Raw genomic sequence first — 15223 nt, 5'->3', positions numbered from 1 at the left:
CGCTATCCAAAAGATCAGGAGGAACACCCATGCGTGAGATTGGTCATTTCATCGGCGGCAAGACGGTCGCCGGCACCAGCGGCCGCACCAGCGACGTCTTCAACCCGGCGACCGGCGAAGTGCAGGCAAAGGTTGCGCTTGCAAGCGTCGAGGAACTGCGCGCCGCCGTCGAAAACGCCAAGGCCGCGCAGCCGAAATGGGCGGCCACCAACCCGCAGCGCCGCGCGCGCGTCTTCTTCAAGTTCGTCGATCTCCTGAACCAGCACATGGATGAGCTTGCGACGCTGCTTTCCAGCGAGCACGGGAAGACGGTCGAGGATTCCAAGGGTGATGTCATCCGCGGCCTCGAAGTCTGCGAATTCGTCTGCGGCATCCCGCATCTTGCCAAGGGTGAATTCACGGAAGGCGCCGGCCCGGCGATCGACATGTATTCGATCCGCCAGCCCGTCGGCATCGGCGCCGGCATCACGCCTTTCAACTTTCCGGGCATGATCCCGATGTGGATGTTTGCCCCGGCAATCGCCTGCGGCAACGCCTTCATCCTGAAGCCCTCCGAGCGCGATCCGTCCCTTCCGATCCGCCTTGCCGAACTGATGATCGAGGCCGGTCTGCCGGCCGGCATCCTGAACGTCGTCAACGGCGACAAGACGGCCGTCGATGCGATCCTCACCGATCCCGATATCGGCGCCGTCTCCTTCGTCGGCTCCACGCCGATTGCCCGCTACGTCTACGGGACGGCTGCGATGAACGGCAAGCGCGCCCAGTGCTTCGGCGGCGCCAAGAACCACATGATCATCATGCCGGATGCCGATATGGACCAGGCCGTCAACGCGCTGATGGGTGCGGGCTACGGTTCGGCTGGCGAGCGCTGCATGGCCGTCTCGGTTGCCGTGCCGGTCGGCGAGGAAACAGCGAACCGCCTCGTCGAGAAGCTGATCCCGAAGATCGAATCCCTGCGCATCGGTCCTTACACCGACGATAAGGCAGACATGGGCCCTGTTGTCACCAAGGATGCCTATAACCGCATCCAGGGTCTGATCAACAAGGGTATCGAAGAGGGCGCAAAGCTTGTCGTCGATGGCCGCGATTTCAAGCTGCAAGGTTATGAGGACGGCTATTTCGTCGGCGGCTGCCTGTTCGACAACGTCACGCCCGAGATGGAAATCTACAAGACCGAGATCTTCGGGCCGGTTCTGTCCGTCGTTCGCGCCCACAACTATGAAGAAGCGCTCTCCCTGCCGATGAAGCATGAATACGGCAACGGCGTCGCGATCTACACCCGCGACGGCGACGCTGCCCGCGACTTCGCCTCCCGCATCAACATCGGCATGATCGGCATCAATGTTCCGATCCCAGTGCCGCTCGCCTACCACTCCTTCGGCGGCTGGAAGGCTTCAAGCTTCGGCGACCTCAACCAGCATGGCACGGATTCGATCAAGTTCTGGACCCGGACCAAGACCGTTACCGCCCGCTGGCCATCCGGCATCAAGGGCGGCGCCGAATTCGTCATGCCGACGATGAAGTGACGCGAAAGCCATCGCATTTGGAAACGGGCCCGGGAAGGGCCCGTTTTCGTTTCAAACGCTGCGGCGAGCAGTCGCGGGAAACGTGAATGTGAATTTCATATTTTGGAATTGTTCAAAACTGTGAAAGCCACTATATACGGTTCACGAATGATTTAGGAGATCGGCATGCGGTTGACGAAGCAGACCAACTATGCGGTTCGCATGTTGATGTATTGTGCAGCCAATGAAGGACATTTGAGCCGGATTCCGGAGATTGCCAGAGCATACGGTGTTTCCGAGCTCTTCCTTTTCAAGATTCTGCAGCCTCTCAACAAGGCGGGCCTTGTGGAGACGGTGCGCGGCCGCAACGGCGGTGTGCGCCTTGGCAAGCCGGCGACTGATATCAGCCTTTTTGATGTGGTAAGGGTCACCGAAGACAGCTTCGCCATGGCGGAATGCTTTGAAGATGGTGTGGTCGAGTGCCCGCTGGTCGATAGTTGCGGCCTGAATTCGGCGCTGCGTAAGGCGCTGAACGCCTTCTTCGACGTGCTGACCGAATATTCGATCGATGACCTGGTAAAGGCGCGGCCGCAGATCAACTTTCTGCTGGGCCTCACCGGCGAACAGCACTATCGCAAGCCCGTCGTTCCGGCACCGGCCGCTTGATACTTGAATATTCTGATATCGTCATGAACCACGGCTGTTTTCGATAGCCGTGGTTTTTCATTTGCACTCACGGATTGTTGATATATCAGAGCCCGTTGAAACCGTTCTCAACGCCTTCCGCGACGCCAAATTGTACCAAAAGCGACAAAAATGCGGTTGAACGTGTCTCAATCTTGCAAATTTTGGCCTATTTTTGACCGAAAATTTCTAAAATTGCTTTTCTGGAAAAATTTTCTGCGGATGCCGTTGCGTTCAGCAAATAAATATCGTTCCATCGGCCCGCTGATCGGGGTAATGAGCGCCCGATCTCTAAAGATCAAAAAAGAACAAACCTGGGAAACGATATCATGAAAAAGTTCTCTGTCCTGCTCGCAGCGACAGCCCTGGCTTCGGTCATGGCCACCGCCGCGTATTCCAAGACGCTTGTCTATTGCGCCGAAGGATCGCCGGAAGGCTTCGATCCGAGCCTCTACACGTCAGGCACGACCTTCGACGCGTCTTCACGTACGGTCTACAGCCGCCTCGTTGAATTCAAGCATGGCGGTACGGAGATCGAGCCGGGTGTTGCCGACAGCTGGACGGTTTCCCCCGATGGCAAGGAATATACCTTCAAGCTGCATCCCGGCGTGAAGTTCCAGACCACCGATTTCTTCACCCCCTCGCGTGATCTCACCGCCGACGACGTGGTTTTCTCGTTCGAGCGCCAGATCAAGTCGGACAATCCGTGGAACAAGTATGTCGAAGGCGGTTCTTACGAATATGCCGCCGGCATGGGCTTCCCTGACCTCATCAAGTCGGTCGAGAAGGTTGACGATCTGACCGTCAAGTTCACGCTGAACCATCCGGAAGCTCCGTTCCTGGCCGACCTCGCGATGGACTTCGCATCCGTCGTTTCCAAGGAATATGCCGACAAGCTCGCCGCTGACGGCAAGATGGCCCAGCTGAACCAGCAGCCGCTCGGCACCGGTCCGTACACCTTCGTTGCCTATCAGACGGATGCCGTCATCCGCTACAAGGCCAACGAAACCTACTTCAAGGGCAAGGAAAAGATCGACGATCTCGTCTTCGCGATCACCCCGGACGCCGCTGTCCGCGCCCAGAAGCTGAAGGCCGGCGAGTGCCACCTCGTCCCGTATCCGAATGCTGCTGACGTTGCCGAGCTCAAGAAGGATCCGAACCTCACGGTTATGGAACAGGCTGGCCTGAACGTCGGCTTCCTCGCCTACAACACCCAGCAGGCTCCGTTCGACAAGCCGGAAGTCCGCCGCGCGCTGAACATGGCGATCAACAAGCAGGCAATCATCGACGCCGTCTTCCAGGGCGCTGCCCAGGTTGCCAAGAACCCGATCCCGCCGACAATGTGGTCCTATAACGACAAGATCCAGGACGACAAGTACGATCCGGAAGGCGCCAAGAAGGCTCTCGCAGCCGCTGGCGTCAAGGATCTGTCGATGAAGATCTGGGCAATGCCGGTTTCGCGTCCGTACATGTTGAACGCTCGCCGCGCCGCCGAACTGATGCAGGCAGACTTTGCCAAGGTCGGCGTCAAGGTCGAGATCGTCACCCATGAATGGGCCGAATACCTGAAGCTCTCCTCCGACGTGAAGCGCGATGGCGCTGTCATCATCGGCTGGACCGGCGACAACGGCGACCCGGATAACTTCATGGACACGCTGCTCGGCTGCGACGCTGTGGGCGGTAACAACCGCGCTCAGTGGTGCAACAAGGACTATGACGCTCTGATGACGAAGGCCAAGGAAACGGCTGACGTTGCTGCCCGCACGAAGTTCTACGAAGAAGCACAGGAAATCTTCAAGAAGGAAGCTCCCTGGGCTCCGCTCGACCACTCGCTGGTCTTCGTCCCGGTCAGCAAGAAGGTATCGGGCTTCCATATGGATCCGCTCGGCATCCACCGCTTCGACGGCGTTGATATCGCCGAATAAGAAAAATGATAAACTGCCCGGCTGAAACCGGGCTCGACCGGCGGTCAGGTCTCCACCTGACCGCCGGAAACTATTGGACAACCTGCTATGTTGCGATTTCTCATCGGGCGCCTCGCAGTCCTGATACCGACCTTCCTCGGCGTTTCGCTCATTGCCTTCTCGTTCATCCGCCTGCTTCCTGGCGATCCCGTCATGCTGTTGTCGGGCGAACGAACCATGGCACCCGAACGTCACGCCCAGATCATGCACGATCTCGGTTTCGACCGGCCCATGTACGTGCAATACTTCGATTATCTCGGAAAAGTGCTGCACGGCGATCTCGGTACCTCGATCGTTACCAAACGTGCGGTTCTCGGCGAATTCTTTACGCTCTTCCCGGCAACGCTTGAGCTTTCGCTCTGCGCCATCCTGGTGGCAATCCTTCTCGGCGTGCCGGCCGGCGTCTTCGCGGCCGTCAAGCGCGGAACATGGTTCGATCAGAGCGTGATGGGCGTTGCCCTTATCGGCTATTCGATGCCGATCTTCTGGTGGGGCCTGCTGCTCATCATCTTCTTCTCCGGCTATCTCGGCTGGACGCCTGTCTCTGGCCGCATCTCGCTGATGTATTTCTTCAAACCTGTCACCGGCTTCATGCTGATCGACAGTTTGCTCTCCGGCCAGAAGGGCGCCTTCGCCTCGGCCGTCAGCTATCTCATTCTGCCGACCGTGGTGCTTGCCACCATTCCGCTTGCGGTTATCGCCCGCCAGACCCGCTCGGCGATGCTCGAAGTGCTGGGCGAGGATTACGTGCGCACGGCCCGCTCCAAGGGTCTGGCGCCGCTGCGTGTCGTCGGTATTCATGCGCTCAGAAACGCTATGATCCCGGTCATCACCACGATCGGCCTGCAGGTCGGCGTACTGCTCGCAGGCGCCATTCTTACCGAAACGATCTTCTCCTGGCCGGGCATCGGCAAGTGGATGGTCGATGCTGTCTTCAAGCGCGACTATGCAGTCGTCCAGGGCGGTCTTCTCTTGATCGCCGGCATCATCATGCTGGTGAACCTGATCGTCGACCTGACCTACGGCTTCATCAATCCGCGTATCAGGCACTAGGAGCGGTCCATGAGCACGGTTACTGCAAAATCCGACCAGCCCTCCGCCCTTACGGAATTCTGGTACTATTTCTCGCGAAACAAGGGCGCCGTCATCGGTCTCTTCGTTTTCCTCGTCATCCTTCTGATGGCGATCTTCGCACCGCTCGTCTCGCCGCATGCGCCGACCGAGCAGAACCGCCAGCTTCTCCTGTCTGTCCCCTTCTGGATGGATGGCGGCAGCTTCTCCTATCCGCTCGGAACCGATGCCGTCGGTCGCGATATCCTTTCACGCCTGATTTTCGGCGCACGGTTCTCGCTGTTCATCGGTGTCGTGGTCGTCACGCTGTCGGTGCTTGCGGGCGTCTTGATCGGCCTCGTTGCCGGTTATTTCCGCGGCCGCGTCGATATCGTCATCATGCGCCTCATGGATATCATCCTGGCTTTCCCGTCACTGCTTCTGGCCCTCGTGCTCGTCGCGGTGCTGGGTCCCGGCCTGCTCAATGCCATGATCGCGATCTCGATCGTCAACCAGCCGCATTTCGTGCGCCTGACACGCGCCGCCGTGATGGGCGAGCGTGAAAAGGAATATGTGGTGGCCTCCCGCGTCGCCGGTGCCGGCACCTTCCGGCTGATGTTCAAGACGATCCTGCCGAATTGCCTCGGACCGCTGATCGTCCAGGCAACGCTTGCCTTCTCCGCCGCGATCCTTGATGCAGCCGCCCTCGGCTTCCTCGGAATGGGCGCTCAGCCGCCGACACCTGAATGGGGCACGATGCTTGCCGAATCCCGCGAGTTCATATCGCGCGCCTGGTGGGTTGTTACTTTTCCGGGTCTTGCGATTCTCATCACCGTTCTCGCCATCAACCTGATGGGCGACGGCCTGCGTGATGCGCTCGACCCCAAGATGAAGAGGTCCTGAGATGGCGCTTCTCGAAATTGAAAATCTCGTCGTCGAATTCCAGACGTCGACCGGTCCTTTCCGCGCCGTCGACGGCGTTTCGCTGAAGGTCGACGCGGGTGAGATTCTGGCGATCGTCGGCGAATCCGGCTCCGGCAAGTCGGTATCGATGCTCGCTGCCATGGGCCTTCTGCCTTGGACGGCAAAGGTGACGGCCGACAAGATGGTTTTTGACGGCCAGAACCTGCTCGGCATGTCCGGCGCCAAGCGGCGCGAAATCATCGGCAAGGATATGTCGATGATCTTCCAGGAGCCGATCGCGAGCCTCAATCCCTGCTTCACCGTGGGCTTCCAGATCGAAGAGGTGCTGAGAATTCACCTCGGTCTCGACAAGGCGGCGCGGCGCAAGCGCGCAATCGAGCTTTTCCAGGCGGTCGGCATTCCAGATCCCGCCGAGCGGCTTGGCCATTTCCCGCATCAGATGTCGGGCGGCCAGTGCCAGCGCGTCATGATTGCCATCGCGATTGCCTGCAATCCGAAGCTCCTGATCGCCGATGAGCCGACCACGGCACTCGACGTGACCATCCAGAAGCAGATCCTCGATCTTCTGATGCGCCTGCAGACGGAGCATCGTATGGGTCTGATCATGATCACCCACAATATGGGCGTGGTTGCCGAGACGGCAGACCGGGTGATCGTCCAGTACAAGGGCCGCAAGATGGAAGAGGCCGACGTGCTCTCGCTCTTCGAAGCGCCGAAGAGCGATTACACGCGCGCACTGCTCGCCGCCCTTCCTGATAATGCGACCGGCGACCGGCTGCCGACCATCGGCGAACTTTTCAATCCGAACAAGACTGTGGAGGGAGCGGCCTGATGACGCCAGTTCTCGAAGGAAAGAACATCGTCCGCGACTATTACCTACCGGGCGGCATGTTCAAGAAGGCGCGAACGGTCCATGCTGTCAAGGGCGTGAGCTTCAGCGTGGAGCAAGGCAAGACGCTGGCGATCGTCGGCGAAAGCGGCTGCGGCAAGTCGACGCTCGCCCGCATCGTGACGATGATCGACCCGGCCACGTCGGGCGAACTCTTCATCGACGGCAAGAAGGTCGATATCTTCCAGGGCGATCTGACGCCGGAAATCCGCCGGAAGGTCCAGATCGTCTTCCAGAATCCTTACGGATCGCTGAACCCGCGCAAGAAGATCGGCGACATCCTGATGGAGCCGCTGATCATTAACACCAATACGCCGGCTTCCGAGCGGCGCGACCTGGCGATGGCGATGCTGAAGAAGGTCGGACTGCAGGACGTCCACTTCAACCGCTATCCGCACATGTTCTCGGGCGGCCAGCGCCAGCGTATCGCCATTGCCCGCGCGCTGATGCTGAACCCGCGGCTCCTGGTTCTCGATGAACCGGTCTCCGCACTCGATCTGTCGGTGCAGGCGCAGGTGCTCAACCTTCTCGCCGACCTGCAGGACGAGTTGAACCTGACCTATGTCTTCATCAGCCACGACCTCTCGGTTGTTCGCTATATGGCAGACGAGGTTATGGTGATGTATTTCGGGGAGGCAGTCGAATACGGCACGCGGGAGCAGGTTTTCAGCGATCCGCAGCACAACTATACCAAGACCCTGTTTGCGGCGACCCCGCGGGCGGATGTCGATACGATCAAGGCACGTCTTGCACGCAAGGCCGCTGCCGTCTCTGCGGCCTAGTAAGGCCGCAGATATCTCACACTGCAACGATGACCGAGATGAGCGATGACCGAGAATAACGGAACTCTCCATGCAATCATCGTCATGGGCGTCAGCGGTTCCGGTAAATCTTCGATCGGCGAAAAGATAGCGGCAGGCCTTGGCCTGCCGTTTGTCGAAGGCGATGCGCTGCATCCCGCTGCTAATGTCGAGAAAATGTCGAAGGGCATTCCGCTCTCCGACAAGGACCGGATGCCCTGGCTCGACCGGATCGGCAAAGAGATGAAGGCGTCGCTTACCAAGGGCAAGGGCATCATCGTCTCCTGCTCGGCGCTGAAGCGCAGCTACCGCGACCGCCTGCGAGCCGCTGCTGGCGGCAACCTCTATTTCGTCTATCTCGAAGGTTCGAAAGAACTGCTGACCGAGCGCATGGGTCACCGCAAGGGCCATTTCATGCCGACCTCGCTCCTGGAAAGCCAGCTGCAGACGCTGGAAGTGCCGACCGGCGAGCCCGGTGTCGTCACCGTCGATATCGAGGACACAATCGACGATATCGCGGCAGAAGCCCTGAAAGCTCTCGCCGCTCTCGGTGTTAGAGCCTTTCCTGGCTAGATTGCAGCATTTTGTTGGCTCAAACGGAGTCGGATGGTCGACCGGCCGGCGCGCGTCGTAGCCCAGATCTACGGCCAAGCCGGCCGGTCGATCAGCCGGCCCGTTTCAGCCAACCCGAAGGGGCCGGCATCTTTCCGCCAGGATCAAAGGCGATCGGCTCGGACGTACCTGGAGGTATGCCCTTCGCCAATCGCCGTTGCCCTTACGAAAACCTGCTCCGGCAGAATGCTGCAATCTAGCCAGGAAAGGCTCTAAGGGTTGAAACGAGCGGGCGAATAAGCCGAAATATCGATGAACGGCGTCTCGCCGCTCATCAGTTCCGCCAGCACACGTCCCGTCACCGGCCCGAGCGTCAGCCCGTGATGGGCATGGCCGAAGGCAAACCACAGGCCCTGATGGCGCGGCGCCTTTCCTATGATCGGCATCATGTCGGGCGTGCAGGGTCGCGCGCCCATCCACGGTTCCGGATCCAATCTCTCACCCAGCGGGAATATCGTGCGCGCCACCGCTTCGGCCCGGTCGAGCTGCACCGGCGTCTTCGGCGCATCGAGCGTTGCGAATTCCGCCCCCGTTGTCAGGCGCACGCCCTTGTTCATCGGCGCCAGGAAATAGCCGCGCTCGGAATCGAGCGTCCAGTTGTTGAGCACAGCATTGCCCTGCACGCCATAATGCATGTGGTAGCCGCGCTTGACGCCGAGCGGGAAGGAATAGCCGAGGCGGCGCGTCGCGACCGCTGCCCAGGGGCCGAGTGCCAGCACGACATCGTCGGCCTCCAGCGACCCCTCCGATGTCATGATCTTCCAGCCCGATCCGGCCGGCCCGAGCGATGCCGCATCGCCGGTCACGAACCGGCCGCCGAGGCTTTCGAAATAGCTGCGATAGGCACGCGTCAATGCATGCGGATCGAGAACCGACCAGGGGTCGACCCAGCGCAGGCCACCGACGAAATCCCCGGTAATATTAGGCTCCAATCGAGCGATATTGGCCGAATTCAGGCTCTCGTAGCTGACACCGAACTGATCCTTCCAGAGGGCAGCTTCCACAAAGGCTTCGTCACGCTTGGCCTCGGTGCGGAAGATCTTCATCCAGCCATCCCTGCGGATCAGCGCTTCGGCATGTGATGCCTCGATCAGGTCCTTGTGCTCGGTGATCGAATTCTCGATCAGCGGCGCATAGGCCTTGGTGATCATCTCGTGCCGCTTCGGATTGGAGTTCCACCAGTAGCGGGCGAGGAAGGCGAGCTGGCTCGGCAGCGCCTTCAGGTGATAGTGCGCATCGATGCGGTTGTTCAGCGCGTAGCGCAGCAGCAGGCCGAGCTGCTGGGGAAAACCGTAGGGCATGACGCCTTCGCGCTGGATTAGGCCGGCATTGCCGAAGGAGGTTTCGTTACCCGGCTCCTTGCGGTCGATGAGTGTCACCTGCCAGCCGCGGCGTTGAAGATGAATGGCCGTCGAAACCCCGACGATGCCGGCGCCGAGCACGATTGCGTTTTTCGTCATTTTCCCCTGCATTCCGCTGTGTTTTAGAGCCTAAAATGCCCATCTCAATGCTGCGGCGCAAACGAAAAATCGCATTTCATTTCAAAATCATTGCGCTTTTGAGTGCGGCATTTTCGGCCCTGATGCGGATCGTCAGGACGGCGGCATTGAGGAGCGAAAAGACGAGCGCATAAAGTGGCATGCCGAAGGCAAGCGGCAGGGCGGCGATCTCGCCGATGACGATCATGTAGTTCGGATGTTTGAAGAAGCGGTAAGGGCCGCCTTCGACGAGCGGCGCACCGGGCAGGATGATGATACGCGTCGTCCAGCGCTCCCCAAGGGTGGTCAGCACCCACAGCCGCAGCACCTGCAGCAGCATGAAAAGACCAAACCAGAAGAGTTGGACCGGCTGTCCCGTCGCCAGCATCCATAGCCCGGCGAGCCAGCCCGTATGGAGCGCCACCATGTAGGGGTAATGATCGGGCGCGATCTCGCGCGCCCCCCTTGCGAAGAGCGCCGTCGTATTGCGGCGCGCGATAACCAGTTCCGAAAGCCGCTGGGCGGTCACGAAGGTCAGCAATGCGATGGAAGGCCACATCATGCAACCCTCCGCAAGGTCACGCAGCTTGCCGTAAAGCCCGGCCCCATGGCGATCATCGCGGCCCGGTCCGGCAGACCTCTGCTGATAGCGCGCTCCAGAACGAAGAGCACTGTCGGCGAGGACATATTGCCGTAATCTGCAAGCACCGACCGCTCGATGTCGAGCGTATCCGGCACCATGGAAAGCGTGCTCTCGATTGCCGCCAGCACCTTCGTACCGCCGGGATGACAGATGAAACGGTCGATATCATCGCGCTTGAGCCCGCTGCGCGCCAGGATGCCATCGATCGCCGGGCCGAGCTCCTTTTCCGCAAAGGGCGGCAGCGATTGCGCCAGCAGGATGCCGAGCCCGGTATCGTCGATCTTCCAGCCCATGATGTCGAGCGTATCGGGAAACAGGTGATCGCCCGCCGATTCCACTTCCGCCATACCGCCTTCGCCTGATCGCAGCACGCAGGCTGCAGCCCCGTCACCGAAGAGGGCGGTGGCGATGATGTTCGGTTTCGTCAGCTCATCCAGACGGAAGGCCAGCGTGCAGAGCTCTATGGCGACGAAGAGCACCACGGCACCCGGGCGGCTGCGCGCCAGCCGCGAAGCGATGCCAAAGCCGGAAACGCCGGCAGCGCAGCCAAGCCCGAAGACGGGTACACGCTCGATATCCGCGCGAAAGCCAAGTTGGCCGGCGAGCCGCGCATCGAGGCTCGGCGTGGTGATGCCGGTGGAGGAAACCGTTACCACGCAATCGACCTGATCGGCCGTCAGCCTGGCCTGATCGAGCGCGCGCGTTGCCGTCGCGACGAACAGCGAACCGGCGACCTCCTCATAGGCCTCCATCCTGTCTTGCCAGCCATGCGTCTCTTCAAACCAGGAGAGGGGACGGGCGGCATGCCGCTTTCCGATACCGGCATTATCGAACACGCGCGCGAGGTGGCGGAATTCCTTGAAGCGATCCGCAAAGAGGCGCGCGGAGGCCTCGGCGGCTTGGCTCTGGGTGATGATATGGTCAGGCACTGCAGTGGCGAGGCTTAAAAGTCTGACGGATTGAGTCACGGTATGCTCCTTGTCGTTCCCGGCGGAACGAGCGGAAAACACGTGGGCGCGAAGGTTTATTCAGTACGCTACTATTCACGAAGCAGTGATCGAAAAACGCGAAAGCCGGCCGAATAAACCTGCCAACAGCGGTGTTCACTCCTCGCAACGTCATTTTTCGAGGAGTTATCCCATGACGACCAAGACTGTTCGCATCGCTTCTCTCGTGCTCGGCAGCTGCATTGCCGCATCTGTCCTTTCCGGTCCCGTCTTCGCCATCGGCGACGATAGCAGCACCATGCCGGTCTGCAAGAAGGGCGAGATCTATGACAAGAAGGCAAAGAAGTGCGTCAAACAGCAGAGCGCCAACGTGACGGACGAAAACCGTACCGATTACGCCTACTCGCTCGCCAAGGCCGGCCGCTATGAAGAAGCGCTCGCCATGCTCGACACCGTCAAGGATCAGAACAATGCCGAATGGCTGAACTATCGCGGTTACGCCACGCGCAAGCTCGGCCGCACGGATGAGGGTATCTCCTACTATCTGCAGTCGGTGAAGCTCGATCCACAATATGCCAAGGTCCGCGAATATCTCGGCGAAGCCTATGTCATCAAGGGTGAGCTCAATCTCGCCAAGGAGCAGCTGACCACCATCAAGGCGATCTGCGGCACCGGCTGCGAGGAATATCAGGATCTCAACGCCGCCATCCTCGATCCGTCGAAGATCTAAAGCAATTCCAGCAAAAGTGTGCAGCGGTTTTGCGTCCGGAATTGCGTGAAACAAAGCTGTACACTTGCGTGAGGCAGAAGAGAGATAAGGTTGATTGAAGGGTATTTCCGGATGTCGGTCGCGCACACCACATTTCCTGCCTATAGTCGCGCCAGAACGGAATCGCCGGCCCGGCCGGCGATTCCGAAACAGCCAATACGCGCGGAGGCGGCCATCGCGAGCGAAGCGGATATCAGGAGCGGCCTGACGGAACATCTCGCCCGTCTGTGGCGCTATGGCCTCGTTCTTTCGCATCAGCGTGATGTGGCCGATGATCTCGTGCAGGCGACCTGCGTTCGCGCGCTGGAACGGGCCGATCAGTTTGTCGCAGGCACTCGGCTCGACCGCTGGCTGTTTTCGATCCTGCATTCGATCTGGCTGAATGAGATCCGTGCCCGCCGCGTCCGCCAGGGGCAGGGCTTCGTCGATGCCGACGAGACGCTGAGTTTCGATGGCGCCCATGACACAGAAACGCATGTCATGGCGAACCAGGTTTTGAAACAGGTGAATGCGCTGCCCGACGCGCAGCGATCGGCGGTTTTCCTCGCCTATGTGGAAGGGCTTTCCTATCGCGAGGTCGCCGCCATACTTGATGTTCCGATCGGCACCGTGATGAGCCGGCTGGCAGCCGCCCGCGCTAAGCTCTCCGAAACCGTATCGGCAGGGGGAGTTGAATGAGCACGAAGCACATAATGCCCTCCAACGATGAATTGACCGCCTTCATCGATGGTGAACTTGGGCCCGAAGAGGCTGCCCGCATCGAGGCTATGGTCGAGGTCGACGAGGCTGTCGCCGAACGGCTGGAATTCCTGGCGCGTGCAAGCCTGCCTTATCAGCAAGCCTTTGCGCCGTTGCTCGATGCCGCTCCGCGGGCAAAGCTCGAAGCCATGCTGTCGGCCATTCCCGCCGCCCGGCCTGCAAGACCGGCTGCCTTCATGAGCCGTCGAGGCTTTCTCGGTGCACTTGCTGCTTCGGTGGTTGCCGGCATTGCCGTCGACCGCGCCGTGATCGGTCTCGGCACGGGGCTCTCGGGCAAGGACGAAAACAGCGAATGGCGCGCCGTCGTTGCCGAATATATCTCGCTCTATACGCCGGAGACGCTCGCCGGTCCGGTCCCGCCCAGAGATGTGCAGGCAGCGCAGCTCGCCAGTCTGGACGGCGACCTCCGCCTCCAGCTCTCGCCAGAGCAAGTCGCCCTGCCGGATATCGATTTCAAGCGCGCCCAGATCCTGCAATATGATGGCAAGCCGCTCGCCCAGATCGCCTATCTGGATCCCGAAACCGGCCCCATGGCGCTCTGCATCGTCGCCTCCGGTGGCGGCCCCAAGGCCCCCGATATCGAAGGCCGCAAGGGCATGAATGTGGTCTACTGGGCGAACGCCACCCACGCCTTCATGCTCATCGGCCACGCCCCGGTCGACCGCATGACTGAGATCGCCGATGCGGTACGGAGCAAGATTTCCGTCTGACTGTAACTAACGATACTGGGCCGTAATCCATCAGTTCACCGCGCTCGCAAGCCGAAGATTTGCCTGTGATACGCCGCCATCTGTTGCCGGCGGCCGGGCGTTGACCTCGATGACACCAGAGGTTTTCGACTTCAGGGCCGGCCGTGGCGCCTTGCTGGGCAACGGCGCGCCCGCCGCCTTGCCGGGTGAGCAATTCCCTGATGTGCTGCTCGCGAAGTGCGGCTTGCCGTCAGCGCTGCTGAAATAACGGACGCGGCGGGTGCAGACGCTGTTGCCGGACATGGTCGAAACCATCGAATAGCCCTGCATGCCGGACGGCAGCCTGTTGAGGCCGACATCAGTTGGATTTCCCGGAGATGCCTGCATCATGCTGTCGGCCTGTTGCATCATCGCAGCAGCCTCGCGGTCCATCGCCGCGGATATCAGGTCCAGATCGGCAAAGGGAGCGGAAGGCCAGAACGGATCGAAAAGGCCGGAATCCGGCTGACTGTCGAACCGGATTTGCGGCGGTTGGTCGCCGGCGTAACGAATGCGCTCGAGCGAACCATCCGGCAGTCGCACGACGAGCACATGGGTATCAGTTGATTTGTGGGCGACGGTCTGAGCCTCCGCCGGGCCGACAAGCTCGACGGCGGCGATTGCCACGGCGCTCATGAGAAATGCGATACGAAGCCTTTGCACAATGGCCTCCTGAAATGGGAAGAACACCAATCCAATTGCCCGCGCGAATGAAGTGCGGCGGGCACGGCTAAGATGATCATTGTGGCGCAGGCCAAATTTGTGGCGCAGCGCTGCGGCGTGGCGACGCAGAAAGCGGGAGCCGAAAGCATGTCGCGCAAAAGTGTTCAGCGGTTTTGCGATCACGACATGCGTAAAATGAGGAGGTTAAGCGCTGCGAGCGAATCGGAAGGATCGCAACACGCGCTAGAACGGCTGAGTCTTGTCCGAAACCTGGCTGGCCTGATTGGCGGGGACGAGCCGGTTCAAGCAATTGACGTAGGTCGTATACATCTGCTGCAGCCGCGACAGCGGCACCACCCAAGGCTCTTCATTTCCTGCAAAATCCAGTTCCATATCCGGCGTGCCGATAAAGGAATTCTTGAGCATCTTCTTGATCTGCGCGACGCCTGTCTTCTCAGAGGCCGGCAGGATGCGAAGCGTCTTGCTGTCGAAGGCCTCGGCCGGAACAGCCTTGGTGCCGGAATACCCGACAAGTGTCACCTTGGTCGTGGTGCCCTCGGGAATATCCCAGCCATCCTTCGAAACGAGCCACATGACGCTGTCGAGGCTCTGGCGGAATTCGACCGTCTTCCCGAGCTCATTGTTCCAGACCAGCCGGCAATAGGACGGCTTCTCACCGACGAACCCGACCGACCACTGCCGCGCATCGCCCATCCATTCCGTCTCGCTCCCCCGGGCCGTCTCGCTCTGGGCCGTCGCCGGAATGAGAAGTGCCGCCAGCAATATCGCAGAAAAGGTCTTCATGGCT

At 60.2% G+C, this 15223-nt stretch carries 16 protein-coding genes; 11 read left to right on the top strand and 5 right to left on the bottom strand.

Annotated features, from left to right (window positions below; genetic code table 11):
- Positions 1 to 29 precede the first annotated feature (29 nt).
- From AC1DTN_RS00465 to AC1DTN_RS00430, 8 genes are all read left to right on the top strand, one after another.
- Positions 30 to 1526 (top strand): CoA-acylating methylmalonate-semialdehyde dehydrogenase, encoded by a 1497-nt coding sequence (locus AC1DTN_RS00465; protein ID WP_477919537.1) that lies wholly within the window; start codon positions 30 to 32, stop codon positions 1524 to 1526.
- A gap of 165 nt (positions 1527 to 1691) precedes the next feature.
- Positions 1692 to 2171, top strand: a complete 480-nt coding sequence (rirA, locus tag AC1DTN_RS00460; RefSeq protein WP_113324866.1) for an iron-responsive transcriptional regulator RirA — start codon at positions 1692 to 1694, stop codon at positions 2169 to 2171.
- Between the two features lie 347 nt (positions 2172 to 2518).
- On the top strand, positions 2519 to 4114 hold the full coding sequence (locus AC1DTN_RS00455; protein WP_113324865.1) for an ABC transporter substrate-binding protein: 1596 nt from the start codon (positions 2519 to 2521) through the stop codon (positions 4112 to 4114).
- 87 nt (positions 4115 to 4201) lie between these two features.
- Positions 4202 to 5206: an ABC transporter permease subunit gene (locus AC1DTN_RS00450; RefSeq protein WP_113324864.1), complete on the top strand. Its 1005-nt coding sequence runs from the start codon at positions 4202 to 4204 to the stop codon at positions 5204 to 5206.
- 9 nt (positions 5207 to 5215) lie between these two features.
- Entirely contained in the window at positions 5216 to 6106 is an 891-nt protein-coding gene (locus AC1DTN_RS00445) for an ABC transporter permease subunit (RefSeq protein ID WP_113324863.1), read from the top strand.
- A gap of 1 nt (position 6107) precedes the next feature.
- Positions 6108 to 6959 carry an ABC transporter ATP-binding protein gene (locus tag AC1DTN_RS00440; protein ID WP_113324862.1) on the top strand — a complete coding sequence of 284 codons (852 nt, stop codon included), beginning with the start codon at positions 6108 to 6110 and terminating at the stop codon, positions 6957 to 6959.
- Entirely contained in the window at positions 6959 to 7798 is an 840-nt protein-coding gene (locus AC1DTN_RS00435) for a dipeptide ABC transporter ATP-binding protein (protein WP_439014132.1), read from the top strand. The genes AC1DTN_RS00440 and AC1DTN_RS00435 overlap by 1 nt, the downstream gene beginning before the upstream one ends.
- A gap of 45 nt (positions 7799 to 7843) precedes the next feature.
- On the top strand, positions 7844 to 8389 hold the full coding sequence (locus AC1DTN_RS00430) for a gluconokinase (protein ID WP_477919535.1): 546 nt from the start codon (positions 7844 to 7846) through the stop codon (positions 8387 to 8389).
- Between the two features lie 251 nt (positions 8390 to 8640).
- Here the strand turns inward: AC1DTN_RS00430 and AC1DTN_RS00425 are convergent, their stop codons facing one another.
- The 3 genes from AC1DTN_RS00425 to AC1DTN_RS00415 form a co-directional block, all read right to left on the bottom strand.
- Positions 8641 to 9888 carry an NAD(P)/FAD-dependent oxidoreductase gene (locus tag AC1DTN_RS00425; RefSeq protein ID WP_477919534.1) on the bottom strand — a complete coding sequence of 416 codons (1248 nt, stop codon included), beginning with the start codon at positions 9886 to 9888 and terminating at the stop codon, positions 8641 to 8643.
- Positions 9889 to 9964: 76 nt separating this feature from the next.
- Positions 9965 to 10468 carry an isoprenylcysteine carboxyl methyltransferase family protein gene (locus tag AC1DTN_RS00420; RefSeq protein WP_477919533.1) on the bottom strand — a complete coding sequence of 168 codons (504 nt, stop codon included), beginning with the start codon at positions 10466 to 10468 and terminating at the stop codon, positions 9965 to 9967.
- Positions 10465 to 11517 (bottom strand): type III polyketide synthase, encoded by a 1053-nt coding sequence (locus tag AC1DTN_RS00415; RefSeq protein ID WP_477919531.1) that lies wholly within the window; start codon positions 11515 to 11517, stop codon positions 10465 to 10467. The genes AC1DTN_RS00420 and AC1DTN_RS00415 overlap by 4 nt, the downstream gene beginning before the upstream one ends.
- Before the next feature lie 172 nt (positions 11518 to 11689).
- On the opposite strand from AC1DTN_RS00415, the gene AC1DTN_RS00410 reads away from it, so the two are divergent.
- The 3 genes from AC1DTN_RS00410 (at position 11690) to AC1DTN_RS00400 (ending at position 13734) form a co-directional block, all read left to right on the top strand.
- Complete coding sequence (locus AC1DTN_RS00410) at positions 11690 to 12226, top strand: tetratricopeptide repeat protein (protein WP_113324856.1); 537 nt, start codon at positions 11690 to 11692, stop codon at positions 12224 to 12226.
- Positions 12227 to 12337: 111 nt separating this feature from the next.
- Positions 12338 to 12943 carry an RNA polymerase sigma factor gene (locus tag AC1DTN_RS00405; RefSeq protein ID WP_113324855.1) on the top strand — a complete coding sequence of 202 codons (606 nt, stop codon included), beginning with the start codon at positions 12338 to 12340 and terminating at the stop codon, positions 12941 to 12943.
- On the top strand, positions 12940 to 13734 hold the full coding sequence (locus AC1DTN_RS00400; protein ID WP_477919530.1) for an anti-sigma factor family protein: 795 nt from the start codon (positions 12940 to 12942) through the stop codon (positions 13732 to 13734). Before AC1DTN_RS00405 ends, AC1DTN_RS00400 begins: the two co-directional genes overlap by 4 nt.
- A 30-nt stretch (positions 13735 to 13764) precedes the next feature.
- On the opposite strand, the gene AC1DTN_RS00395 is transcribed toward AC1DTN_RS00400, so the two are convergent.
- Complete coding sequence (locus tag AC1DTN_RS00395; RefSeq protein ID WP_477919528.1) at positions 13765 to 14415, bottom strand: hypothetical protein; 651 nt, start codon at positions 14413 to 14415, stop codon at positions 13765 to 13767.
- Positions 14416 to 14658: 243 nt separating this feature from the next.
- On the bottom strand, positions 14659 to 15219 hold the full coding sequence (locus AC1DTN_RS00390) for a hypothetical protein (RefSeq protein WP_477919526.1): 561 nt from the start codon (positions 15217 to 15219) through the stop codon (positions 14659 to 14661).
- Between the last annotated feature and the right edge of the window lie 4 nt (positions 15220 to 15223).

Source organism: Rhizobium sp. 01T444, from assembly GCF_056398305.1.
Note: the sequence above shows the minus strand (reverse complement) of the source record. Positions and strands in the feature narration are given on the sequence as shown.